Origin of the sequence: Paenibacillus donghaensis (assembly GCF_002192415.1) — a bacterium.
GTDB lineage: Bacteria > Bacillota > Bacilli > Paenibacillales > Paenibacillaceae > Paenibacillus_AQ > Paenibacillus_AQ donghaensis.
Genome location: NZ_CP021780.1, coordinates 2,679,293 through 2,700,132, shown reverse-complemented (window position 1 = coordinate 2,700,132; position 20,840 = coordinate 2,679,293). Strand labels below are relative to the sequence as shown.

The window sequence follows — 20,840 nt, the reverse complement described above, 5'->3', positions numbered from 1 at the left end:
AACAACAGAGATACAACACTGTATGCCATAAATTACCCTATTCGTGTCAGGTAAACCGCTGCTTCGGAAACATTTGTTACTCAGGCTTGCCGTGTGGGGACGATGCTGCGTATTTGATCTCCAGCAGATACTGCAGATGAATCTTAACACCAGGCCATTCGTGATCCAGAATACTGTACACCACGTTGTCCTGAAGGGTACCGTCCGTCTTGATTCTGGTGCTGACGCAGCACCCCTTCCCGGACTGCCCCGATCCGCTCGATCGCCCGCTGCGACCTGAGGTTATTGCCAACGATGGAGAATACGCGTGGTGCCTGCGAGGGCTCCCGTTTTTTTGTCGATAATGGTAAAAGGAATTCGTGCCTTCCGCTTGGTGCTCCAGCGCCGACGTTATCAAGCCTTCAACCTGCTGCGCCGGCGTGATGTGCCGCCAGTTGCTCAATCTCGACCACAGTCTCCGCAATGGAATCTGCACCCGCTGTGCGCAGCTCTTCCTCCGAGCCATACCCGAACAGAACCCCGATGGATGCCATGCCGCAGCCCTTTGCTCCGACAATATCATGCAGCCGGTCGCCGATCATCACGGCTTGTCGCGGATCAATGTGTTGCTGGTCCAGCACATATTGAATGACCTCTTGCTTGCGGGAACGGCTGCCATCCAGATTGCTGCCGGCGATAAGCCCGAAGTAATGATCCAGTTCATAGAACTTGAGAATTTGTTCGGCAAAAACAGTAGGTTTCGAAGTTGCCACATGCAGCGAATACCCAGCCGCCTTCAACTGCTCCAGCAGCTCGGGAATGCCGGGAATCACCAGATTCTCGAACATGCCCACTTCTCGGTAACGCTCGCGATACAGCTCTACTGCCCGGAGCGAATGCTCTTCGCTGAATCCGTGCAGCTGCACGAACGACTCATGCAGCGGCGGTCCGATATACGGAATCAGCCGATCCAAGTGCTCTACTTGAATATCAAACTGGTTAAGCGCATATTCCACACATTTGGTAATCCCCTCTTTGGGGTCGGTTAAGGTACCATCCAAATCAAACAAAATACTGTACTCTACAGGTTTCACTGCGGCCTTGCTCCCTCCATCAGATGATTGATCTCCACTTCTCTATCTAGCATTGTCTGTGAAGCTACTTAGTCCCAGCGAGGATTTAGAATATGCCCCTTGACCTTTCCCAGTAATTAGATGCATTTTCGCAACTAAATCGGTAAATCGGACTTTAGAAAACAACACGGAGCTGAGTCTTCGATTGTAAATCATACCAAGCCCTAAGTAGTCACTCCTTGGTAACTCTATTAAATCATACTGCCCTTTCTTCACACTTTCCACAAAAAAAGTCGCGGGTGACTGGTAAGGCTAACTGTAGTTCGTACATTTATATCTATTGAATTATCGCCTAAAGCGCGTTTAAGTGCATTTGGTGCAGCTATATTTTGTCAAAACAAGGATATAGCACGGTACCGTCAGAAATAAGTGTACGGAATGCAGCTATAGGCGTTTGCAGTGCTCATTCGTCGATTTTAGCTGTACAAAATACAGTTAACTCAGCACTGACTGTGGTTGAGCGAGCTAATTATCTTCGAATACGGCCACCTTCTCTTGAACGCCAAACAGCCGGAAGGCTGATGGCCCCTCCGGCTGTTCTGATGGATAGGTATGAACTTACCAGTGCTTCACAATGAACTCATCGCGCCCTGATTGCTCGCGGTCTTCCTTGTAATGCTTGGGATTCTTCTTGTGGTAATCCTGATGATATTCCTCTGCCGGATAAAAAACCGGTGCAGGCAAAATCGCCGTAACCACGGGTCCAGGGAATCTGCCGCTGGCGGCAACCTCGTCTCTCGAAGCAAGTGCCGCAGTTCGCTGCGCCTCTGTATAGTAGAAGACTGCCGTGCGGTACTGGGTGCCCCGATCTTGGAATTGTCCACCGTCATCGGTCGGATCTATCTGCGGCCAATATAATTCAAGCAGCTTCTCATATGCAAAAAGCTCCGGGTCAAACGTAATCTGCACCACCTCATAATGGCCAGTGGTTCCGGTCTTGACCTGCTCATAGGTTGGATGCTCGACCTGGCCTCCCGCATAACCGGAGACGATGCCTTGTATTCCCGGCAGCTCCTCAAAGGGTGTAACCATACACCAGAAGCAGCCTCCTGCAAACATTGCTTGTTCCATAACTTCAATCGCTCCCTGTCTATCATATCTCAGCTAAGTAAGCGTTCAGTGATCTGATATGAAGATAAGGTTAATTGCGTCGAAAGTCAATCCGCCTGGTAGCTGTCAGGTCACGGAAGGATGTATCATTCTTGATGCTGAGGAGCTGTAGATCTGTGTGATCAACTCCAGTGCCTTCAGCCCCTCGCGGCCGTCCAGCCAGAAGCTGCGGCCAGTACTAACATGCTCGTAGAAGTCCTGGATCAGCATTTTGTGGCCGGTGCCCCAGTAGGATTTGGCTCCTTCCGTGATGGCAAAAGGCTCATTCAGCAGCGTCTCCCGTCCCTCTTTCCAAAGATAGAGGCTGTCTCTGCGTTGAGTCAATGTTCCCTGTTCAAAAACAAGCTCCAGCTCTACCGGTGTGTTGACCAGATAGGCGTTGCTGCCGTAGAACAGCCCCCTGGCGTTGTTGCTGAACCGGATGCAGGCATGGGCGGTGTCCTCTACTTCAATAACGCCGTCCAACACATCGGTAGTGACACTTCCTTTGACGGAGGCGATCTCACCGCCGAACCATTGCAGCAGATCCAGCGTGTGAATCGCCTGATTGATCAGCAGGCCGCCGCCTTCGGTAGCCCAGCGCCCTCTCCAGCTGCTGTCAGTGTAATAGCTCTCGCTCCTGTGCCAAGTTACCGTGCCCTTCATGCAGACCAACGGGCCAAGAATTCCCGAGTCGATGGTCTGTTTAATATGGCGGGAGGTCTCATTATAGCGGTTCTGAAAGACCACTCCCAGCTGGCCCCGGCTGCGTTCAGCTGCTTCCACCATCCGCCGGGCGGAGGGCAGATCGACGGCAAGCGGCTTCTCGGTAAGCACATGCTTGCCTGCTTGCAGCAGTGCAACGGCCATCTCTGCATGCTGGCTGTGCGGTGTGCAGAGATGGACTACATCGATGTCCGTGCGGTTCAGAAGTTCCCGGTAGTCCGTTAATGGCTGACCGCCAAATTCGCGGGCAGCTTCTGCAGCGGCAGCAGGATTGCTGTCGACAACCGCCAACAGCTGCACCCCCTGCATGGCTGCTATCGCTCTGGCGTGCAGCGGATATATGGCTCCGCAGCCAATAATGGCTGCTCCAAGCTGCTTCATCTGTGGCACCTTCCCATCTTCATTATGCGCCCATGAAGAGCGCTATTGTAATGTAGCCGGTGTAAGATTGACGGCCTGGGCTTGTGCCTTCAGGCACAGCTCGGCTGCCTTGAAGACATGAGCCTGCGTCATCGCATGCTCCGTCCCGTGGAGACAATCCAGAATCAGCTCGCCGAAGAAGGGATAACCGACTCTGCCGGCTACGTGCTCGTAATGCTCCCCTTCCCCGTCCACCCAGTAGACATGATCCGGCGTGCTGGAGCGGCCAATGTCGCTGTACTTCCGCAGCTCGATATACCCTTCCGTTCCCATAATCATGGTGCGTCCATCGCCCCAGGTTCCAAGTCCGTCCGGAGTGAACCAGTCCACGCGGAAATATTGGGTCGCGCCGTTATCTCCAACGAGCGTGGCATCGCCGAAATCCTCCAGCTCGGGATAAGCTTCATTATTATAGTTCGCCACCTTGCTGTGCAGGATAGTCGCTTCCTGACAGCCGGCGTAGAAGAGGAACTGCTCAATCTGGTGGCTGCCAATGTCGCAGAGAATGCCGCCGTATTTCTCACGCTGGAAGAACCATTCCGGCCGGCTGGCAGCGTTTAGGCGGTGCGGTCCCAGGCCAATGACCTGCAGCACTCTGCCAATGGCACCCTTGGCAATAAGCTGTCCGGCATATATCGCGCTCTCCACATGCAGTCTCTCACTGTAATACACCATATATTTCTGTCCTGTTGCTTCCACGGCTGCGCGCGCATCTTCCAGCTGAGCAAGCGTGGTAAAAGGAGCCTTGTCAGTGAAATAATCCTTGCCGTGCTGCATTACCGTAACACCCAGCGGGCCCCGTTCGCAAGGGATTCCCGCCGCTGCAACCAGCTGCACCTCAGGGTCTTCCAGAATATCAGCGGCAGAGGCAGCCACCTTGACACCCGGATAGGTGTTAAGAAAGGCTGTGACCTTCGCCGGATCGGGATCATAGACCCATTTGAGCTGGGCACCCGCCTCCACAAGCCCGTTGCACATGCCATAGATATGGCCGTGATCCAGTGCCATTGCAGCCATAATAAATTCGCCCTGCTCCACCACGGGCTTCGCTTCGTGCTTTGGAGCGTAGTTCATTCCGTCTTTGGGGTTCATGGTTACCTCCTGAAAAGTTATGGATTCTACAACAGACCAAGCAAATACTTGTAGCTGATCTCCAGGCTCTCGAACGGATTGCGCTGGCACACATCCTGCTCCACCACATACCACTCTACGCCGGTATCGCGGCAGGCCGTTATAATGTCTCCGTAATTCATATTGCCTTCACCGATTTCGGCAAACTGCTGGGTCCGGCCGCTGATCGCCATATCCTTTAGGTGGACGACCTGCATTCTTCCCTGGACCTTGCGGACCCATTCCACAGGACTGGCACCGCCAGCTTGGACCCAATAGAGATCCAGTTCAAATCCGACGGCCGGGTCTGTCTCGGCCAACAATATATCCATCCCGGTTAATCCATCGAAACGTTCGAATTCGAAATCATGATTATGATAGACAAATTGCAGGCCGTGCTGCTCCTTCAAGGTGACTGCAATGCTTGAGGCCAGCTTGGCGAAGCTGCGGTAGCCTTCCTGGCTGCTGCGGTATTCCTCCGGCAGCCCGCCTAGGCCGATATATTTGCAATTCCAGAGCTTATGCTCTGCTGCAAGCGCATCCAAATCATTCACCAACCGGTCCCAAGACACATGGGTGGCACAGATGGAGAGGCCCGCTTCATCGGCATATTGTTTAACCAGCTCGGGAGCAATGGGGCCAATCCCCGAGACTTGAACGGCCTGATAGCCGATCTCGGCCACCCTGTTCAAGGTGGATTTCAAATCTTCAGGCGTACGGGTATACTCGCGCAGCGTGTAGAGCTGAGCAGCAATGGAAGAACGCAACATGTATATTCATCCTTTCAGTAATGAGATTTATTAGTGGGTTCCGCTTACATCCAGTGCCTTGGCACTGACTATGGCTTCTTTCTTAAACGTCGAGTTGTTGACCTGAACCATCAGCTTCTCGTGGAACAGATCGGCATCAATCGGCAGATCTACCCAGTTGTCGGTCCAGGCTGACAGATACATCGCATTGGACAATGTCAGACCATGGATGCCTTCTTCTCCCGGAGCAAGCAGCGGCTCGTCGTTCAGAATAGCATTCGTGAAGTTGCGCAAGATCCCCTTGTGTTGATCACCGTGCCCTTCCTCGACCGGAATCTCACATTTCCAGCATTCCGGACTGCCGAAGCCACCCTTGTATTCGGCATTGAACTGCGGTTCAGGGGTGCGGAGGCGCCAGAAGGTCAGCTGGTTGTCCTCCACGACGATTTTGCCATTGTCGCCGGTAATCTCGAAGCGATTGGTGCCAGGTGCCTCACCGGTAGTGGTCACAAAAAGTCCGGTAGCCCCGTTCTCATACTCCACATAAGCGGTTACATCATCCTCAACCTCAATCTTGCGGTATTTGCCGAAGTGGCAAAAAGCGCGGACACGTTTAGGCATCATCCCTGTAGTCCATTGCCACAGATCAAGCTGGTGCGGGTCCTGGTTCAGCAGCACGCCTCCGCCTTCCCCGCCCCAGGTCGCCCGCCAGCCGCCGGAATCATAATAGTTCTGGCTGCGGTACCAGTTGGTGATAATCCAGTTGGTTCTGCGAATCTCGCCCAGCTCCCCGGACTGTATCAAATCTCTCAGCTTCTTGTATAGCGGATTAGTGCGCTGATTGTACATGATGCCGAATTTAACCGTAGATTTCGCAGCCGCATCATTCATCTCCTGTACCGCTTTGGTGTAGACGCCTGCCGGCTTCTCGATCAATACGTGATAGCCATAGTTGAAGGCTTCGATAGCCAATGTAGGGTGATCATAATGCGGAGTGGCAATCAGCACAGCGTCAATCGTATGCGCTTCGAACATTTCTGCCGGACTAAGATAATGCAGCACCCCCGCAGGCAGCCGCTCTGCCGCCCATTCCAGACGTTCAGCGCTAATATCACACACGGCTGTCAGTTCAGCACCCTTTATCTCATTGACCAGACTTAAGGCATGGGCTCTGCCCATATTTCCAATCCCAATAATACCGTAACGAACCTTTTCCAACTTTGCTCACTTCCCTTTGTATGAGGTTATGTTAAGAGAATATACTTATTCTTGGGCAGTGAACATGACCGTAACTAAGAAGTTTTTGTATAAAACTAAGATGTATTTGCTAAATTACTATGATAATGTAAGTAATATTAGTGTTATAAAGGAGCCAATCTATGAATCACTCAGGCAATCTGACCGGGCGTCTGCTGCAGAATCTGACTGTGACGGTTACCCATGCCCAGGTTAGCAGTAAATATTTCGGATGGAACCGCTCGCGCGAGACGCCTTCCTTCAACCGGCTTTATTTCCTGGACCGCGGGGAAGGCAAGGTGATTATCAACGGAGTCAGCTACTATCCACAGCCGGGACAGCTGATGATTATGCCTGCCGGCAGCACGCAAACGACGGAGACGAACCCGGACAATCCCTATACCCGCTATTACTGCCATTTCGATGCGGACATTGGAGAATGGCCTTTATTTCACTCGGAAAATAAGCTGTATATCAGCGACGCACCTGATCCCGATGCAGTCAGAGCCATCTTCACCGATATGATCGCGCTGTTTCAGAATAATGATGTGCTCTCGATTCTGCGCATTCAGGCCTCCTTGCTGAATCTGATCGCGCTCTGTCTGGAGTCCGGCGGATATACCGATTTCATGAAGGAATTCGTGCAGACCAGCGACCAGGGCAAGCTGGCACATGTGCTTCAGTACATCGACCAACGGCTGAAGCAGCCGCTGGAGGTAGAGGAACTGGCCGAGCTGGTTCACCTCCATCCGAACTATTTCATTCCTTATTTCAAAAAATTCATCGGCGTCCCGCCCATGCATTACGTCCAGCTGAAGCGGATGGAGCTGGCGAAGCGCCAGCTGACCCTGACGGATTTCAGCATCTCCGACATCTCCGAGCAGGTCGGCATGGAGCTGGCCCATTTCTCCAAGTATTTCAAAAAAACAACCGGAGTCTCCCCCTCCGCCTACCGCAACAGCACCAAATAACGGAATATACCGGTCAAAATGACACTAAAAATGACGTGCAAACTGACACCAGTTTTGTACGTCATTTGTCCTTTTAAGGATTATAAATTGCGTGAAACATATAAATTCTTATATTTTCAAAAAAAGGCCCCCTGCCTACAAGCGGCAAAGGGTCTCTTCTATTCCTGCAGAAGCGGCTAACTGTATTTCGTTTCATCTATTTTAGCCAAAAATGGGCCCAAAACAACTTTAGCTGTATTGCGTACAGTTATTTCTCTTCAAAACACGGCTGAACGGCTAAATGAGGAAAATTAGATGTACGAAGTGCAGTTATCTTTCCATTGGCGCTCTATTTCGCTACTTTAACTGCACGAAATACAGTTATCCCCCACTCGACAGCCGGTGTCTGTCATCTACTCTACCTCATGTGACCTGAGTGCTGAACGGCGTTTTTTGGGGGGAGGTTGGGAGGTGGGATAGGTGAAACAGGGGTGGATTAACCACATTTGTTCAAATATATGAATTTATAGGTTTCACGCTATAAATTATCCTTCTATTTCTCGCTGAAACGCTCCGTCTTTCAAAAGGACAGCGTAGCCGTTTCAACTTCCATTAGCCTATCTGCCCGCCTCTCTCGTTCAGCTTCCCGTCCTCCAGATGCAGCACACGGTCACACCATTCCAGCATCCGTTCATCATGTGTCACCATCACGGCGGCTTTGTTCTCGTTCTTCACTTCCTCGGCAATCATCCGCACAACCTCCTTGCCGCGCTTGAAATCCAGGCTGGCGGTAGGTTCATCGGCCAGCAGGATGGCTGGCTTGTTCATCCATGCTCTGGCGATGGCGACCCGCTGCTTCTCGCCGCCGGACAGCTGCTCCGGGTAATGCTTGCGGCGTTCGCTGAGGCCCAGGCGGTTCAGCAGCTCGGCCGCCCGCCGCTTCGCCTCCTTCGCATCCAGCTTCGCCAGCCGGGCGACGTAGAGCAGTTGCTCCTCCACCCGGAGGTAAGGCAGCAACTGAGCGTTCTGGAACATAAAACCGACCTGATGCAGCCGCAGCTCGGCCAGCTCACTTGTGCTTTTGTCACCAAGGACTTCACCGTTGATCCGAATCTCACCGCGGGTAGGCCTTAGCAGCGCGCCGGCTGCGGACAGAAAGGTGCTTTTGCCGGAACCCGAAGGGCCCAGTACAGCCACGAATTCTCCAGCATATACGCTGAGGTCCAGCTCATTCAGTACAGACACTGTTGAACTTCCGTCGCCGTAGGTCTGCGTTACGTGCTTCATCTCTAATTGTGCATTCATGCGCCGGTCCTCCCTATGGCTTCCAAGGCATCTACCCTGGCTACTTTAACTACGGATAGCAGAGACCCCAATAAGGACATGCCTACAAACAGTACGCTGGTCAGCAGCATGGTCGAAGTCTCCAGCTGAAAAGGCATTGAATCCGGCAGCCCCCTATTCATGCCCAGCGTCAGGAGCAAACTTATCGACAGACTGGCTACCGCCAGAATCATCACCTGTCCAATCACACTCCACGCCAAGTAGCCCATATGCGTCCCCATGGCTTTTAATATGCCGAATTGGCTTGTTTTTTGAATCGTAATGACATAGAAGAACACCGCCAGCACAACGGCTGCAATAACAAACAGGAACACAATCATCATCATCAGCGACTTCTGCTCTGCCGAATATCCGGGAATACTTGCAATCGCTTGTTTCTGTGTAATAACCTCCGCCTGGTCCAGCTTGGCAGTAATTGACTTCACCTGAGTGGAGTTGGCCTGGAGTGCGATCACATTATAAGGTGTGGCTTCTCCCGCCGAATCCCCGGCCGCTCCCACTCCCCCGCCCTGGTTCATGGCCTGCCAAGCGCGATTGTTAATATAAACTACCGGAGTATGGCTATAGGAGCTGTCCTCCACATAACCCGCCACCTTCCAGCTCATGCCTGAGGCCTGATCGGTAATGCTGCTGCCAAGAGTGATGCCTGAAGCTTCCAGCTTCCGGTCAACGACAGCGTAACCTTCCTGCTCATTGGTTATGCCTTCACCGCTTACTACTCTGGGGGCCAGCATCCCCTTCATGTCCACAGCGAACAAGGTTACATCCAGCTTGACGTCAGCGCTATCCGCTGTGATTGTGCTCATCTGAACAGCCAGCGAGGCAGCCTGCTGCTCGCCAACCGCTGCACGCGCTGCCGTAAGGTCGGCATCAGTCAGCTGGGAGCGCCGGAAGGTCTGGTCCGCATCCCCTTCTACCACATAATAATTCGCCGGCATATTCTTCACAGCTGAAATATTGGCATATGCCAGCCCGCTGGCTAATCCGGTTACGAACAGGACCAGAAACGAGATGAGCAGCATAATGACCATAATCAGCAGGTATCTGGCTTTGGAATGCCGCATCTCTCTTAAGGCTAGAAACATGATACCCCTCCTTCTACTCTTTATAGACCCAGTCTAGAGGTCCAAGATGAACGGAGTATGAATAATGAATTACAGAAATAGGCGGACTGCAGATGTTTGAATCCCGTTAAATCGGTGTATAATACTAAGTTGACTTATCGTTGCTGCAATGCTAAAGTTTGGGAAACGGAATATTAGAGGACACACAGTGTTCTATGACCTTACTTAAGGACCGCTAATCATTTTATTAGCGGTCCTTTGACGTTTATTGGGCATCATATCCGTTTTCTTAGGAGGAAATCATGTGGTCCGTTGGTTTAATGCCTGGAGTATCCACACCAAAATCATCTCTGGATTTCTGATCATTGTTGGTTGCCTGACCCTTTTTACAGTAGTGGTACACAATCAAATCTATAGTAAGCAAAACGAAGTGAATGTGATCACCACCCATGACCGCCAAGTTACCAGTCTAACCAACCAAATTGAGAAAAGTGTGCTCGATATGGAGAATGGCATGCAGGGGTATGTCATCACCGGCGATCCGCTTTATCTCGATCCTTACAAACGGGGAAAAGCGCAGTGGCAGCAAGATTATGACCAGCTGTATGAAGTGATCGCTGCCGATGAAAGCGGTATCCTGCGGCTGCAAGCCATCAAGGGCAATATAGACAGCTGGGTAAACGAGTATGTCGATCACATCTTAAGCTTGAAGCAAGCCAACAATGCGCTCGGCATCGCCGAGTCCTTTCGCAGCGGCGTTGGCATTCAGCAGGTGGATATAATCCGGCAGCAGTTTGATGCTTTCCGTGATACGGAGAAGCAAGCCACCGATTTGCGGATTACAGCACAAAAAAGCAGCAACAGTTCCCTTGTAGCCTTCCTGTATCTGTTTGCTGTAGTGGTAGCCGGAATCGCTTTAGTGATTGCCGTCTTTCTGTCCCGGAGCATACTGAGCACGCTGCGTGTAGCAACCTCCACCATCCAGGCGATTGCGCTGTCTGAAGATAACCTGGAAGAACGGATTACGGTAACCAGCAAGGATGAGATTGGAGACCTCGCCCACGCCACGAATCTGCTGCTGGACAGCCACCAGCAACAGTATTGGATTCAGACGTTAACCTCTGATTTTGCCGCCATGTATCAGGGAATTGAGGATACGGACGTCCTGGCCGACCTGTTTCTAACCAAGATATGTACGATGCTGAACGGACAATATGGGGCGCTTTATCTACTGAAGGGTAAGGATCTGCTCCTGAAGGCCGCCTCCTATGCAGGCAACGGCAACGACATCGGCAAACAAAGCTTCAAGGTGGGTGACGGGCTGGTCGGCCAATGTGCCAAGGAGCGCACAATTATCCATATCAATCAGATCCCCGGAAATTATATCCGCATCGAATCCGGCTTGGGAGAAGCCCAGCCAGAGCATATTCTGCTTGTGCCTGTGGAATATCAGGGCAGTCTTCAGGCCGTCATTGAGATTGCTTCAATGGAGGAGTTCAATGAGCTGCAGCTGAGGCTTCTGGACAGTATTCTCGGGCCTTTTGCCGCTGCTGCGGATATCGTCAAAGCACGAATGGAAATAGACCGTCTCTACGCGGAATCACAGATTCTCAACACCGACCTGCAGCTGCATTCCAGAGAGGTACAGAGTCAGTCGGTAGAGCTGCAGACCCAATCGGAAGAGCTGAGGCTGCAATCGGAGGAGCTGCAGGCCATCAACGGGCAGCTGCAGGAGCAGCGTAATCACGCCCAGTCCATGACCGCTGAGGCAGAGAAAGCCAAATCTGAAATGCAGCTGTACGCAGAGCAGTTGACCATCAGCTCGCAATACAAATCCGAATTCCTGGCGAATATGTCCCATGAGCTGCGTACTCCGCTGAACAGTATGTTAATCTTCTCCCAATTCCTGAAGGAAAACCATAATCAGACCTTGACGGAGGAGGAGCTGCAATATGCCGGATATATCCAGAATTCGGGCAATGATCTGCTCACACTGATTAACGATATTCTGGATCTCTCCAAGGTAGAGGCCGGTAAAATGAGCATCCATGTCGATCCGGTAAATATTTCTGAGCTGCCGCAAACGATGGAGCAGCATTTCTCGGCGCTTGCCGCCCAAAAGGGGCTGGAGTTTACCGTAAGCGTCGCGGCAGATACGCCTGATCTGATGTATACCGATGAGCAGAGACTCCAGCAGATTCTAAAGAATTTAATCTCCAATGCCATTAAATTTACGGAAGCCGGCAAGGTTGAGGTTACGATTCAATCGGCCCAACCTGCTGTTCTTGAGACGCTGGAGAATGTGCCTGCCAGTGCTGAAGGCGTGATCACTTTTACGATAAGGGATACAGGGATGGGTATTCCCGAGGAGAAACAGCAGCTGATCTTCGAGTCCTTTCGGCAAGCCGATGGAACGGTTGAGCGCAATTATGGCGGAACAGGACTGGGCTTATCGATATCCAAGCAATTAACAGCACTGCTCGGAGGGGAGCTTCATCTCATCAGTGAGCCAGGGGCAGGCAGTGTATTCACGCTGATTCTGCCTTCCTTGGCAGGGAATATCGAACAGATCGAAGTTGCTTCCGCTGCAGAATTCCCTATTTCCCGTACTGTGCAATCTGTAGAACAGGAGAAACTGCCGGGCACGGGCAGCTTCGATGTTCTCCGTGGCAAAAAAGTAATGATTGTAGATGATGACAAACGAAATACCCAAGCCTTAATGGCACCGTTAACCCACCAGGGCATGAAGGTATTCGTCGCTGATTCAGGCAAGGAGTGTCTGCAATTGCTGGAGCAGGAGGAGATGGATATTATTCTTATGGACATTATGATGCCGGAGATGAATGGTTATCAGGTGATGAAGACGATCCGAAATTCGCTGAATAACGCGGAGCTGCCGATCATTGCGGTAACCGCCAAAGCGATGAACCAGGATCGGGACAAAAGTCTGGCCGCAGGCGCCTCCGACTATCTGAGCAAACCTATTGATATGAATCGGCTGTTCTCCTTAATGCGGGTATGGTTAACCCAAAAATGAATAGAGCGCCGATTGATCTTTTGCTTGCGAACCTCCACCGGCTCAGCGGATTCGATTTCAGCGCATACAACCGCAAACATATTCTCAGGCGTCTGGAGCTGCGGATGAAGCTCGAAAACTGCGCGGACCTCAGCCAGCTTCTTGGCCTTCTGCTCCAAAGTCCAGCCTTGCTGAACAATATTCTGGAAGATTTCTCGATTCAGGTTACCAGTTTGTTCAGAGATGCGGAGTTTTTCCAGGAATTCAGGAATAAGATCGTCCCCATCCTTAGAGAACTTCCGGAGATCTACATCTGGCATGCAGGCTGTTCAACAGGCGAGGAAGCCTATTCGATGGCGATATTGCTTACAGAGGAGGGTCTGCTGGAGAAGACACATATCTATGCTACGGATTTCAATGAAAAAGCGGTGGAGCAGGCTCGCAGAGGCGCTTTTCCGCTGCAGCATCTTACCGACTATGCCGAAAACTATCGGCTAGCCGGCGGAAAAGAAACACTCTCAGCATATATGGATACGGATGGCGAGTCGGCTTACTTTCATTCTGCTTTGAGCCAAGCGATTTTTTTTGAACAGCATAATCTGGTTACGGATGGCTCCTTTCACGAATTCCATGTCATTCTGTGCCGGAATGTATGCATTTATTTCAATACCAGCCTGCAAAAACATGTTCAAGAGTTATTCTACAACAGTCTATACCCCGGAGGCCTGCTCTGTCTGGGAGATCAGGAATCCCTGATCTCTCTCGAAAGCAACCAGCACTTCAAAGAATTCGGCGTCACAAACAACATCTACAGCAAGCTGGAGCATCCTAAAAGGGAGTAAGTTCAGCTACAAGGGCAGGGTAACCTTAAATGTGGTTCCTTGCCCCTGCTGGCTCTCTGCTTCTATGGTGCCTCCATGTGCCTGAACAATCCGGGCGGCAATGGCAAGGCCAAGTCCGCTGCTGTTGCTGTCACGGGTGCGCGCTTGATCCGCCTTGTAGAACCGCTCAAAAATATGCGGCAGATGCTCGGGCGCAATTCCTTCCCCGGTATCTGTGAAGGTGACGATGCAGCTCCCGCCGCTGACAGCTGCGTCAATGTGAACAGAACCTCCGGCAGGCGTGTACTTCACGGCATTGGACAGCAGGTTCATCCATACCTGATAGAGCAGATTGGAATCTGCGGATAGGGTAATCTCCTTCAGATTCAGGCGGACGGCCAGCTGCTTCTCCGTCAGCCTCCACTCCATAATCTGCACCACCTGGCGAAGTTGTGCCCGCAGGTCGAGCTTGATCTTCTGCAGCGCATGCTGGTCATAATCCAGTGAAGACAAGGTCAGCAGCTGCTTGCTGAGCTGGGAGAGGCGGCGCGTCTCATCATCGATGATGGACAAGTATTCCTGACGCTGCGCTTTCGGGAGATCCTCATCTTTCAGCGCAAGCGCAAAACCTTTGATCGAAGTCAGCGGAGACTCAATCTCATGGGAGACATTGGCCACAAATTCCACTCTGGCCCGGTTGGTCTGCTCCAGCTCCCGGCTCATCGCCATGAAATGCGAAGCCAGCTGGCCAAGCTCATCCCGCCGCCGCGTATTCAGCTTAATATCGTATCTGCCCTTGGAGATCCGCTTCGTGGCCGCTGTCAGACGGATAATGGGCTTCACCACATGCAGTACGCCGATCATCACGAAGCCGAGACTGAACAGGATCGTGAGTCCGATGATCAAGGCAAAAAAGACCCGCAGCTCGCCAAACTGCACCTCCGCATCCGGCCGCATAAACAGGGCAAAGGTCTGGCTGCCGATGTTCACCGGCACTCCGATCGTATTGCTCAGCTGGTTGTCAAAGAACCCGGTAATAAAGGCCCGCGCCGGAAATTCAGCTACCCCATGGTAGACCTCTCCGCTCAGCACCTGATGCAGCTGGGCTTCATCCAGATCCTTGCTGCGGAACGGCTTGCCATAGAACCGCTCTTCCCCTTCCCCGTCGGTTAAATACAGTTTGTAGCCCAGTGCGGCTGCACTGGATAAGTATTCCTCCATAGATTCCGGGTGGGCTTCTGCGAACCTCTGCAGCTCAATGGCCATGCCGGTGAGCTTGGCATCATTCTGCGGTTTGGTCTGCACCTGGTAGTTCTGATTGGCCACCAGAAAGGCCAGCAGGCTGCTGACAAGGATAACCGAGCAGAAGATCAGGCACATCCTTACATATAGAGACTTCATAGCTGTACCACTTCCAGCTTATAGCCGATTCCCCGCACCGTGCGGATGATGAAATCAGCCGTGTCATCCTGGAAGCGCTGGCGCAGCCGTTTGATATGAACGTCCACTGTCCGCTCATCTCCCTCATAATCCGCGCCCCATACCAGCTCAATCAGTTCACTGCGCGTGAACAATCTTCCGGGATATTGAGCCAGCTGGGCTAATAGCTCAAATTCCTTGACCGGCAGCAGCAGCACCTCGCTGCCCCGCTGAAGCTCATAATTTCTGCGGTCAATCACCAGCGAATTCAGCCGGATCTTGTCATCCGAGGCAATCGAATAACGGCGGAACAACGCCTTGATCCGAAACAGCAGTTCTTCCGGCTCAAACGGCTTGGTTACATAATCGTCCGTGCCGTGCAAATAGCCCGCCTCCTTGTCGCTCAGCTGCTGTCTGGCCGTCAGCAGAATAACGGGAATATCATAGTTCTCCCGGATAAACTGGCACAGCTCCAGTCCGTCCACGTGAGGCATCATCACATCAACAACCGCCAGGTCAACGGTATGCTGCTTCAGCCGGAGCTTGGCTTCCTGTCCGTCAGCCGCTTCGGTTACCAGATAGCCGTCCCGGGTCAATACATGTTTTAAGAGAGTGCGGATATGGCGATCGTCATCACTTACCAATATGGTTTTTATAAGAATTCGCTCCCTTGCAGCAAAGGCCGGATACTCTCAGTAAGCCCGGTTACCGGACCTTCCAGCAGCTGTACCAGCCGATCCGAGGTCGAAGAGGTGTCCAGCTTGGACATGAAAGGATAGATCCAATGCTGAATATTAGGATCTTCCCGGTGCACTACCGGCTTGCCTGCCAGCTCCGACAGCGACGTTGCCAGATCGGTAAAGGTCCAGGCCGCCGGGGCGGTCAGCTCATAGATTTGATTCCGGTGTCCGGCGCTTGACAGCACAGCGGCGATGCCTCCGGCAAGATCCTTCCGCGTAACCGAATTGAACCTCCAGGCTCCCGGAGGCGTGCGCAGCTCACCGCTGCGGATCGCTTCATCCATTCCCAGGACTCCAACGAAATCGATATACAGAGCATTACGCAGCATTGTGTATTCGAGGCCGGATGCCAGGATGGCCTGCTCCGTCAGCATGTGCACGTGATTCGTGGGAATCGGTCCTTTGGGCGGAAATGCGAAGCTGGTATAGAGCAGATGCTTCACTCCGGCTGTCTTGGCTGCCGCAATCACCCGGTTATGCTGCTGGAGACGCAACTCGTCATCTGTGTGCGAGCTTGAGATGAGCAGCACCTGCTCAACACCTTCAAATGCTGAAGCCAAGGTATCCGGGCGGTCATAGTCTGTAAGCCGCACTTGCATACCTTTATCAAGCGCCAAGGTTGCCTGATCGAGATTCCTGACACCTGCAATTACTTGTCCTGCCGGAACTTTTCCATCCAGTGTCTGAATAATTAAGCTGCCCAATTGCCCAGCAGCGCCTGTAATTAATAAGGTCATCTTGTCTCACCCATTCCTTCTCTATTCTCTATTCCCGCTTCCCTGCAGCTTCCGCAAGAGCAACATCAGCTGCTGCATTTCGGCTGTCTCCAGCGGCTTCATTCCAGCTTCGATGGCTTGACGGTTCCCTGGAAGATACTTGCCCAGCAGGCTTCGTCCTTGATCTGCTATTGAAATCACGCTTTTTCGGCCATCCTTCTGATCACTTCCACGGAGGATATACCCGGACTTCTCCAGCGGAGCCAGCAGCAGGCTGATATTGGACTTGGTTACGCCGATCCGGCGGGCCAGCTCGGAAGGGAGGATCGTCCCCCCTTCCTTAACAATCTCCACCAGAATTCTGATTCTCGCACCGCTTAACCCCTGGGAGTGCCAATATTTATCCGAAACTGCGATCAGTTCCACAGTGGCCTCCACCAGTGCGAAGAAAACCTCGGTGGGCAGCGGCTGTTCCCGTACATATTGCTCTAAATCCTCCATAACAGCTGTTCAACTCCAATTAGTTAAGTGCTTAACTATATTTAAGATACGCTTTCCTTTTGGAATTGTCAAAGAAATTTGGGCTCAAAACCAAAACCAGCGGTTGCCCCCTAGTGAATGATGCCCGCTGCGGGTTCGGAGGGTTCTTACGATCGCTGTTAAAGCCCGATTTCCTGATTATTACCTGATTATAGGTTGAAATCGGGTTACTACTTAGGACCCCGTATGATAAGAACACTTCAGATTCAGTTCCATGAGATAGAACGTGAACTTAAGAATGTTATATTCGAGTGGTCCGGGTAGCCCTATGCACCCAGCATTCTGACAACTCCACCGTTTCATTCTTAAGTTCATCTTATATAGTCTCATATGTCCAGTCCAAAGAATTAGTTGCGAAACTGGTTACTACTTAGAGCCCCCTTGTGTTCCATGTGTTACTCGTCCGAGCCTGTCATACCACACCGCGCGACAAGGAGGCTAAGCATAACAAAGGAAGGCTGTCGCCGGTAACCAGCGATTAACTTTCAAACTATTGCGGACTCAGGAGCCTCTATTTGCTGTAAAAAGGCTGTTTTGCAGGTCTAACGGACTCAGGAGCCTCTATTCAGGCAAAAACCCACTAGTTAGGGCCTGTTTTTCCAATATAGAGGCTATGCGGTCCGCTAGACTCCAAACCAGCGCAGAAATGAGGAAATAGGAGCTATACGGAGCGTTAGGACGTGGGTTACCAGAAGGGGGAGTGTTTGGGTTAAGGTAGCGCGATCCCATAACCTTCTCAAGTAACCTTCTATACCCTCGCAGGGTCCTAAGTAGTAACCATATATGCACTTATTATACTTATAATGGGATTTTCGGCTGAAATTAGTTGCAGTTTCGCATCTAATTACTCCGAAGGTTCCAGGGCAACACTCTAAATCCTAGCTGAATCCTAAGTAGTAACGAAATTGGTCTTTAAAGGCGAACACTACCGTTTCTCCAGAAGCCCGTAGGGTCCTCCGCTCTGTTCACTCGTACAGTCAACCGCTAATTTTAAGATTGAGCTGAAATTTGTCTACAGAAATACTACCTGCGGCTATAACAAGGACTCCCGTCATTACCTGACAGGAGTCCTGAATACCTTGTATGTCCCTGCTGCCGCTGGCTAGATTAATACCGTCTTGGCAGTTATGCCTTCCCCGCTGTACTTCTTGCTGCCCTCCAGCATGACCGTAAGCTTGATCAGCTCCGAGCGGCTCGCCCAGCGGATCGGCGGTCCCCAGGTTCCGTACCCGGAGGAAACAACCACATGCAGCTGCTCCTTGCGCAGATAGCCCCAATCCAGCTCGAACAGCCGTTTCGTAATCCAGTGGTTCGGGGCGATCTGGCCCCGGTGGGTATGGCCGGAGAGCATAACGTCCACACCGGCTTCTGCAGCGGCCGCGAAGCCGGTTGGCTGGTGGTCCATCATAATGACCGGACGCGACAGATCCAGCCCTTCCAGCAAGGCGCTGACGCTGGCCCTACCGCCAGCTTCCATTGACTCGGCTGTCTTATCCTTGCGGCCAACGATATAAGTGCCTGCAACTTCGATTACTTCATCCTGCAGTACCTTAATGCCGATGCTGGCCATCTGCCGCGTATACTCCGCAATCGATCCTCCGTAATACTCATGATTGCCAAGTACCGCATACACGCCATGTCTGGCTTTCAGCTGCTTCAACTGTTCACTCATGTTATTGCGCAGGAAAGGTTCAATACTGTCGTCGAGCACATCACCAGCCAGCAAAATGATATCCGGCTGCATCCCGTTGATTTCAGCAACCATTCTGCGGAGGTGGCGGTTGCCGACTATGTTTCCGAGATGGATGTCGGAGGCGACAGCAATCGTAAGCGGAGCACTCGTTCCGGTCGACTTGTCAATGGCAATCGGATGGGTGCGGATCACCGTACTCCAGGCATTCCGGGAGCCCCAGAGGAGGAATATCGCCAGCATCAGCAGCAGGGTTGCTCCGGCCTCGGAGACAAACAAGGCGCGGCTGTAGCCCATCACACCAAGCAGCCAATACACAAGGTCAGTCAGTGGCAGAACAATGATGGCGAATTCCATGCAAGCCAGATAATAAGAGCCAACCACCTTGAAGAGCCGGGCCAGTGGCTTGAGCACCTGCGGCCAAGGGATCATAGCGATCATATAAGCAAAAGAAACCAGTGCGAATACGGTCCAGTACAACCCGGCTGACGTTCCGGGCAGCCATTCCTGTACCAAATACCAGGCATGCTGCCCGATATAGAAATTAATTAACACCAGTGCAAGCAGCATCAGTACAGCTGAGATGATCATTCGAAGCCTTTTCATGTTTTCTCCCCTTTGCGGTGGTATTTCTGTATCTACAACAAAATCATATCACAAACCATCAGCACAGTATAAATTGCGCTCACCAAGTGCAATAAAACTGCAAAAGCCGTATCCTCCCCTGGGAAGATACAGCTACTTACGAGCTTATGGCCACGATGGTCCGGCCTGAACTATGACTATTCTGCTGAAGTTGTGCCCGAGCTTGTGCTTGTGCCGCCTGCTGACTTCCCTCTGAGGTCTTTATCGCCACGAATGCCGCTTCGCCCTTCCTTGCCCGTTAAAGTTCCATTAACCAGTGAGGTGGCCCGTGCGGCCAGCGCAGTTTGCTGTTCGGTATACTCGGCCTGGGTGAGTATACCGTCAGCCAATTTCTGATCGAGCTTCGCCGTCCTCTCTATTTGAACAAAAGGATGCCTGTCGCCATGATCATGGCAGCAAGACATCCATAAGGTTAACTATGTAGTTGGTGAGGCAGCAGCTTGTAGCGGTACAGCTTGGAGGGGCGATGTCCTGCATCCCGGGTAGATTCATCCGTCTCAGCTACCTTGTCCGCAATCTTGCGCCGGAAGGCCGCTGCCAGCAGCTCCTTGCCCAGAATAATCTCATAGACGCGCTGAAGCTCCGAGAGTGTAAACAGCGACGGCATCAGGTTAAAGATAATATCGGTGTATTCGACCTTGCCCCGCAGGCGCTCAATGGCATATTGAATCATAATCAGATGGTCAAAAGCAATCTCTCCGCGCTCAATAATCTCTCTGGTCAGCTTCCGCACAGGACCTTGCACCGTTTCCTTGAGCGAAACAACGCCGGACAGGCTAATCTCCCCGTGTCGAAGCGTGATTCTTATCAGGCGCTCGGCTTCATACCCCTGCTCCAGCGGTATATGCTTCTCCTCCACTACTTCATAGGCTACATCAAACCAGGCTGCATCGTCGGCATCATCACCTGCCTGAACGCGTAGACTGGACCGGTCCACCAGAGCCATATACGACGAGCTGATCACACGCATGCGCGGATCACGCTCCACGGCTCCCCAGGTGAACAGCTGCTCCATATAAATGTTGTCAATATTGGTCTCACTGAACAGCTCGCGGCGGGCCGCATCCTCCAGGCTTTCATTAATTGAGACGAATCCACCGGGAAGCGCCCATTGTCCGAGACAAGGATGCTCCCCGCGCTTGATCAGCAGCAGCTGGAGCGACTTGTCCGGCAGCTTGCGGTAATTGTCCTGCTCGCGGTTCATCACAGTGAAGATAAGCATATCAACGGTAACCGATGGACGTTCATAGCTCCCTGGATCATAGCTCTCAAGAAACTGCCCTTCCGTCAGCCCCTGGCGGTCGGTAATGGATTTAGGCATGTGAATCTCCTTTATTGTCATTTTGGTTAAGCTGTGGCTGCTTAATATTGTTACTATGTTAATATCATGTTGTTATTATATACCGCACTCCCGGTTTATAGTCAAGCTTGCTCCTGCTCCTTGTACCAAGTA

At 52.0% G+C, this 20,840-nt stretch carries 19 protein-coding genes; 3 read left to right on the top strand and 16 right to left on the bottom strand.

The features are described from left to right. Positions 1-76: 76 nt before the first annotated feature. The 7 genes from B9T62_RS40225 to B9T62_RS11765 all read right to left on the bottom strand — a co-directional run bounded on the left by B9T62_RS40225 (position 77) and on the right by B9T62_RS11765 (position 6,424). On the bottom strand, positions 77-442 hold the full coding sequence (locus B9T62_RS40225) for a hypothetical protein (RefSeq protein ID WP_211296452.1): 366 nt from the start codon (positions 440-442) through the stop codon (positions 77-79). Next, complete coding sequence (locus B9T62_RS11790; RefSeq protein WP_087915431.1) at positions 402-1,073, bottom strand: HAD family hydrolase; 672 nt, start codon at positions 1,071-1,073, stop codon at positions 402-404. The genes B9T62_RS40225 and B9T62_RS11790 overlap by 41 nt, the downstream gene beginning before the upstream one ends. Before the next feature lie 597 nt (positions 1,074-1,670). Then, positions 1,671-2,183 carry a peptide-methionine (S)-S-oxide reductase MsrA gene (msrA, locus tag B9T62_RS11785; protein ID WP_087915430.1) on the bottom strand — a complete coding sequence of 171 codons (513 nt, stop codon included), beginning with the start codon at positions 2,181-2,183 and terminating at the stop codon, positions 1,671-1,673. 105 nt (positions 2,184-2,288) lie between these two features. Then, positions 2,289-3,308, bottom strand: coding sequence for a Gfo/Idh/MocA family protein (locus B9T62_RS11780; RefSeq protein ID WP_087915429.1), 1,020 nt, complete (start codon positions 3,306-3,308; stop codon positions 2,289-2,291). Between the two features lie 42 nt (positions 3,309-3,350). Beyond that, positions 3,351-4,439: a Gfo/Idh/MocA family protein gene (locus B9T62_RS11775; protein WP_087915428.1), complete on the bottom strand. Its 1,089-nt coding sequence runs from the start codon at positions 4,437-4,439 to the stop codon at positions 3,351-3,353. Between the two features lie 26 nt (positions 4,440-4,465). Then, positions 4,466-5,227 carry a sugar phosphate isomerase/epimerase family protein gene (locus B9T62_RS11770; protein WP_087915427.1) on the bottom strand — a complete coding sequence of 254 codons (762 nt, stop codon included), beginning with the start codon at positions 5,225-5,227 and terminating at the stop codon, positions 4,466-4,468. A 30-nt stretch (positions 5,228-5,257) separates the two neighbouring features. Continuing rightward, complete coding sequence (locus tag B9T62_RS11765) at positions 5,258-6,424, bottom strand: Gfo/Idh/MocA family protein (RefSeq protein WP_087915426.1); 1,167 nt, start codon at positions 6,422-6,424, stop codon at positions 5,258-5,260. 161 nt (positions 6,425-6,585) lie between these two features. On the opposite strand from B9T62_RS11765, the gene B9T62_RS11760 reads away from it, so the two are divergent. Continuing rightward, positions 6,586-7,413 carry a helix-turn-helix domain-containing protein gene (locus tag B9T62_RS11760; RefSeq protein ID WP_087915425.1) on the top strand — a complete coding sequence of 276 codons (828 nt, stop codon included), beginning with the start codon at positions 6,586-6,588 and terminating at the stop codon, positions 7,411-7,413. A 591-nt stretch (positions 7,414-8,004) separates the two neighbouring features. Here B9T62_RS11760 and B9T62_RS11755 read toward each other — a convergent pair. Next, positions 8,005-8,697 carry an ABC transporter ATP-binding protein gene (locus B9T62_RS11755; RefSeq protein ID WP_087915424.1) on the bottom strand — a complete coding sequence of 231 codons (693 nt, stop codon included), beginning with the start codon at positions 8,695-8,697 and terminating at the stop codon, positions 8,005-8,007. Beyond that, positions 8,694-9,821 carry an ABC transporter permease gene (locus B9T62_RS11750; protein ID WP_087915423.1) on the bottom strand — a complete coding sequence of 376 codons (1,128 nt, stop codon included), beginning with the start codon at positions 9,819-9,821 and terminating at the stop codon, positions 8,694-8,696. Before B9T62_RS11750 ends, B9T62_RS11755 begins: the two co-directional genes overlap by 4 nt. Positions 9,822-10,104: 283 nt before the next feature. Here B9T62_RS11750 and B9T62_RS11745 point away from each other — a divergent pair, with 283 nt between their 5' ends. Together B9T62_RS11745 and B9T62_RS11740 are read left to right on the top strand one after the other, a co-directional pair. Further along, positions 10,105-12,837: a response regulator gene (locus tag B9T62_RS11745; RefSeq protein ID WP_169834372.1), complete on the top strand. Its 2,733-nt coding sequence runs from the start codon at positions 10,105-10,107 to the stop codon at positions 12,835-12,837. Continuing rightward, positions 12,834-13,658, top strand: coding sequence for a CheR family methyltransferase (locus B9T62_RS11740; protein WP_245864424.1), 825 nt, complete (start codon positions 12,834-12,836; stop codon positions 13,656-13,658). Before B9T62_RS11745 ends, B9T62_RS11740 begins: the two co-directional genes overlap by 4 nt. A gap of 6 nt (positions 13,659-13,664) precedes the next feature. On the opposite strand, the gene B9T62_RS11735 is transcribed toward B9T62_RS11740, so the two are convergent. The 7 genes from B9T62_RS11735 to B9T62_RS11710 all read right to left on the bottom strand — a co-directional run bounded on the left by B9T62_RS11735 (position 13,665) and on the right by B9T62_RS11710 (position 20,708). Then, positions 13,665-15,038, bottom strand: a complete 1,374-nt coding sequence (locus B9T62_RS11735; RefSeq protein ID WP_087915420.1) for a sensor histidine kinase — start codon at positions 15,036-15,038, stop codon at positions 13,665-13,667. Then, positions 15,035-15,703, bottom strand: coding sequence for a response regulator transcription factor (locus B9T62_RS11730; RefSeq protein ID WP_425436684.1), 669 nt, complete (start codon positions 15,701-15,703; stop codon positions 15,035-15,037). Before B9T62_RS11730 ends, B9T62_RS11735 begins: the two co-directional genes overlap by 4 nt. Before the next feature lie 5 nt (positions 15,704-15,708). Next, positions 15,709-16,533, bottom strand: a complete 825-nt coding sequence (locus B9T62_RS11725) for an SDR family oxidoreductase (RefSeq protein ID WP_087915418.1) — start codon at positions 16,531-16,533, stop codon at positions 15,709-15,711. A 21-nt stretch (positions 16,534-16,554) separates the two neighbouring features. Then, positions 16,555-17,013, bottom strand: coding sequence for a MarR family winged helix-turn-helix transcriptional regulator (locus B9T62_RS11720; RefSeq protein ID WP_087915417.1), 459 nt, complete (start codon positions 17,011-17,013; stop codon positions 16,555-16,557). A 1,141-nt stretch (positions 17,014-18,154) separates the two neighbouring features. Continuing rightward, positions 18,155-19,348 carry a metallophosphoesterase gene (locus B9T62_RS11715; protein ID WP_087915416.1) on the bottom strand — a complete coding sequence of 398 codons (1,194 nt, stop codon included), beginning with the start codon at positions 19,346-19,348 and terminating at the stop codon, positions 18,155-18,157. A gap of 176 nt (positions 19,349-19,524) precedes the next feature. Then, positions 19,525-19,716, bottom strand: a complete 192-nt coding sequence (locus B9T62_RS38965) for a hypothetical protein (protein ID WP_169834371.1) — start codon at positions 19,714-19,716, stop codon at positions 19,525-19,527. Between the two features lie 83 nt (positions 19,717-19,799). Then, positions 19,800-20,708, bottom strand: a complete 909-nt coding sequence (locus tag B9T62_RS11710; RefSeq protein ID WP_087915415.1) for an NUDIX hydrolase — start codon at positions 20,706-20,708, stop codon at positions 19,800-19,802. Positions 20,709-20,840: the final 132 nt, after the last annotated feature.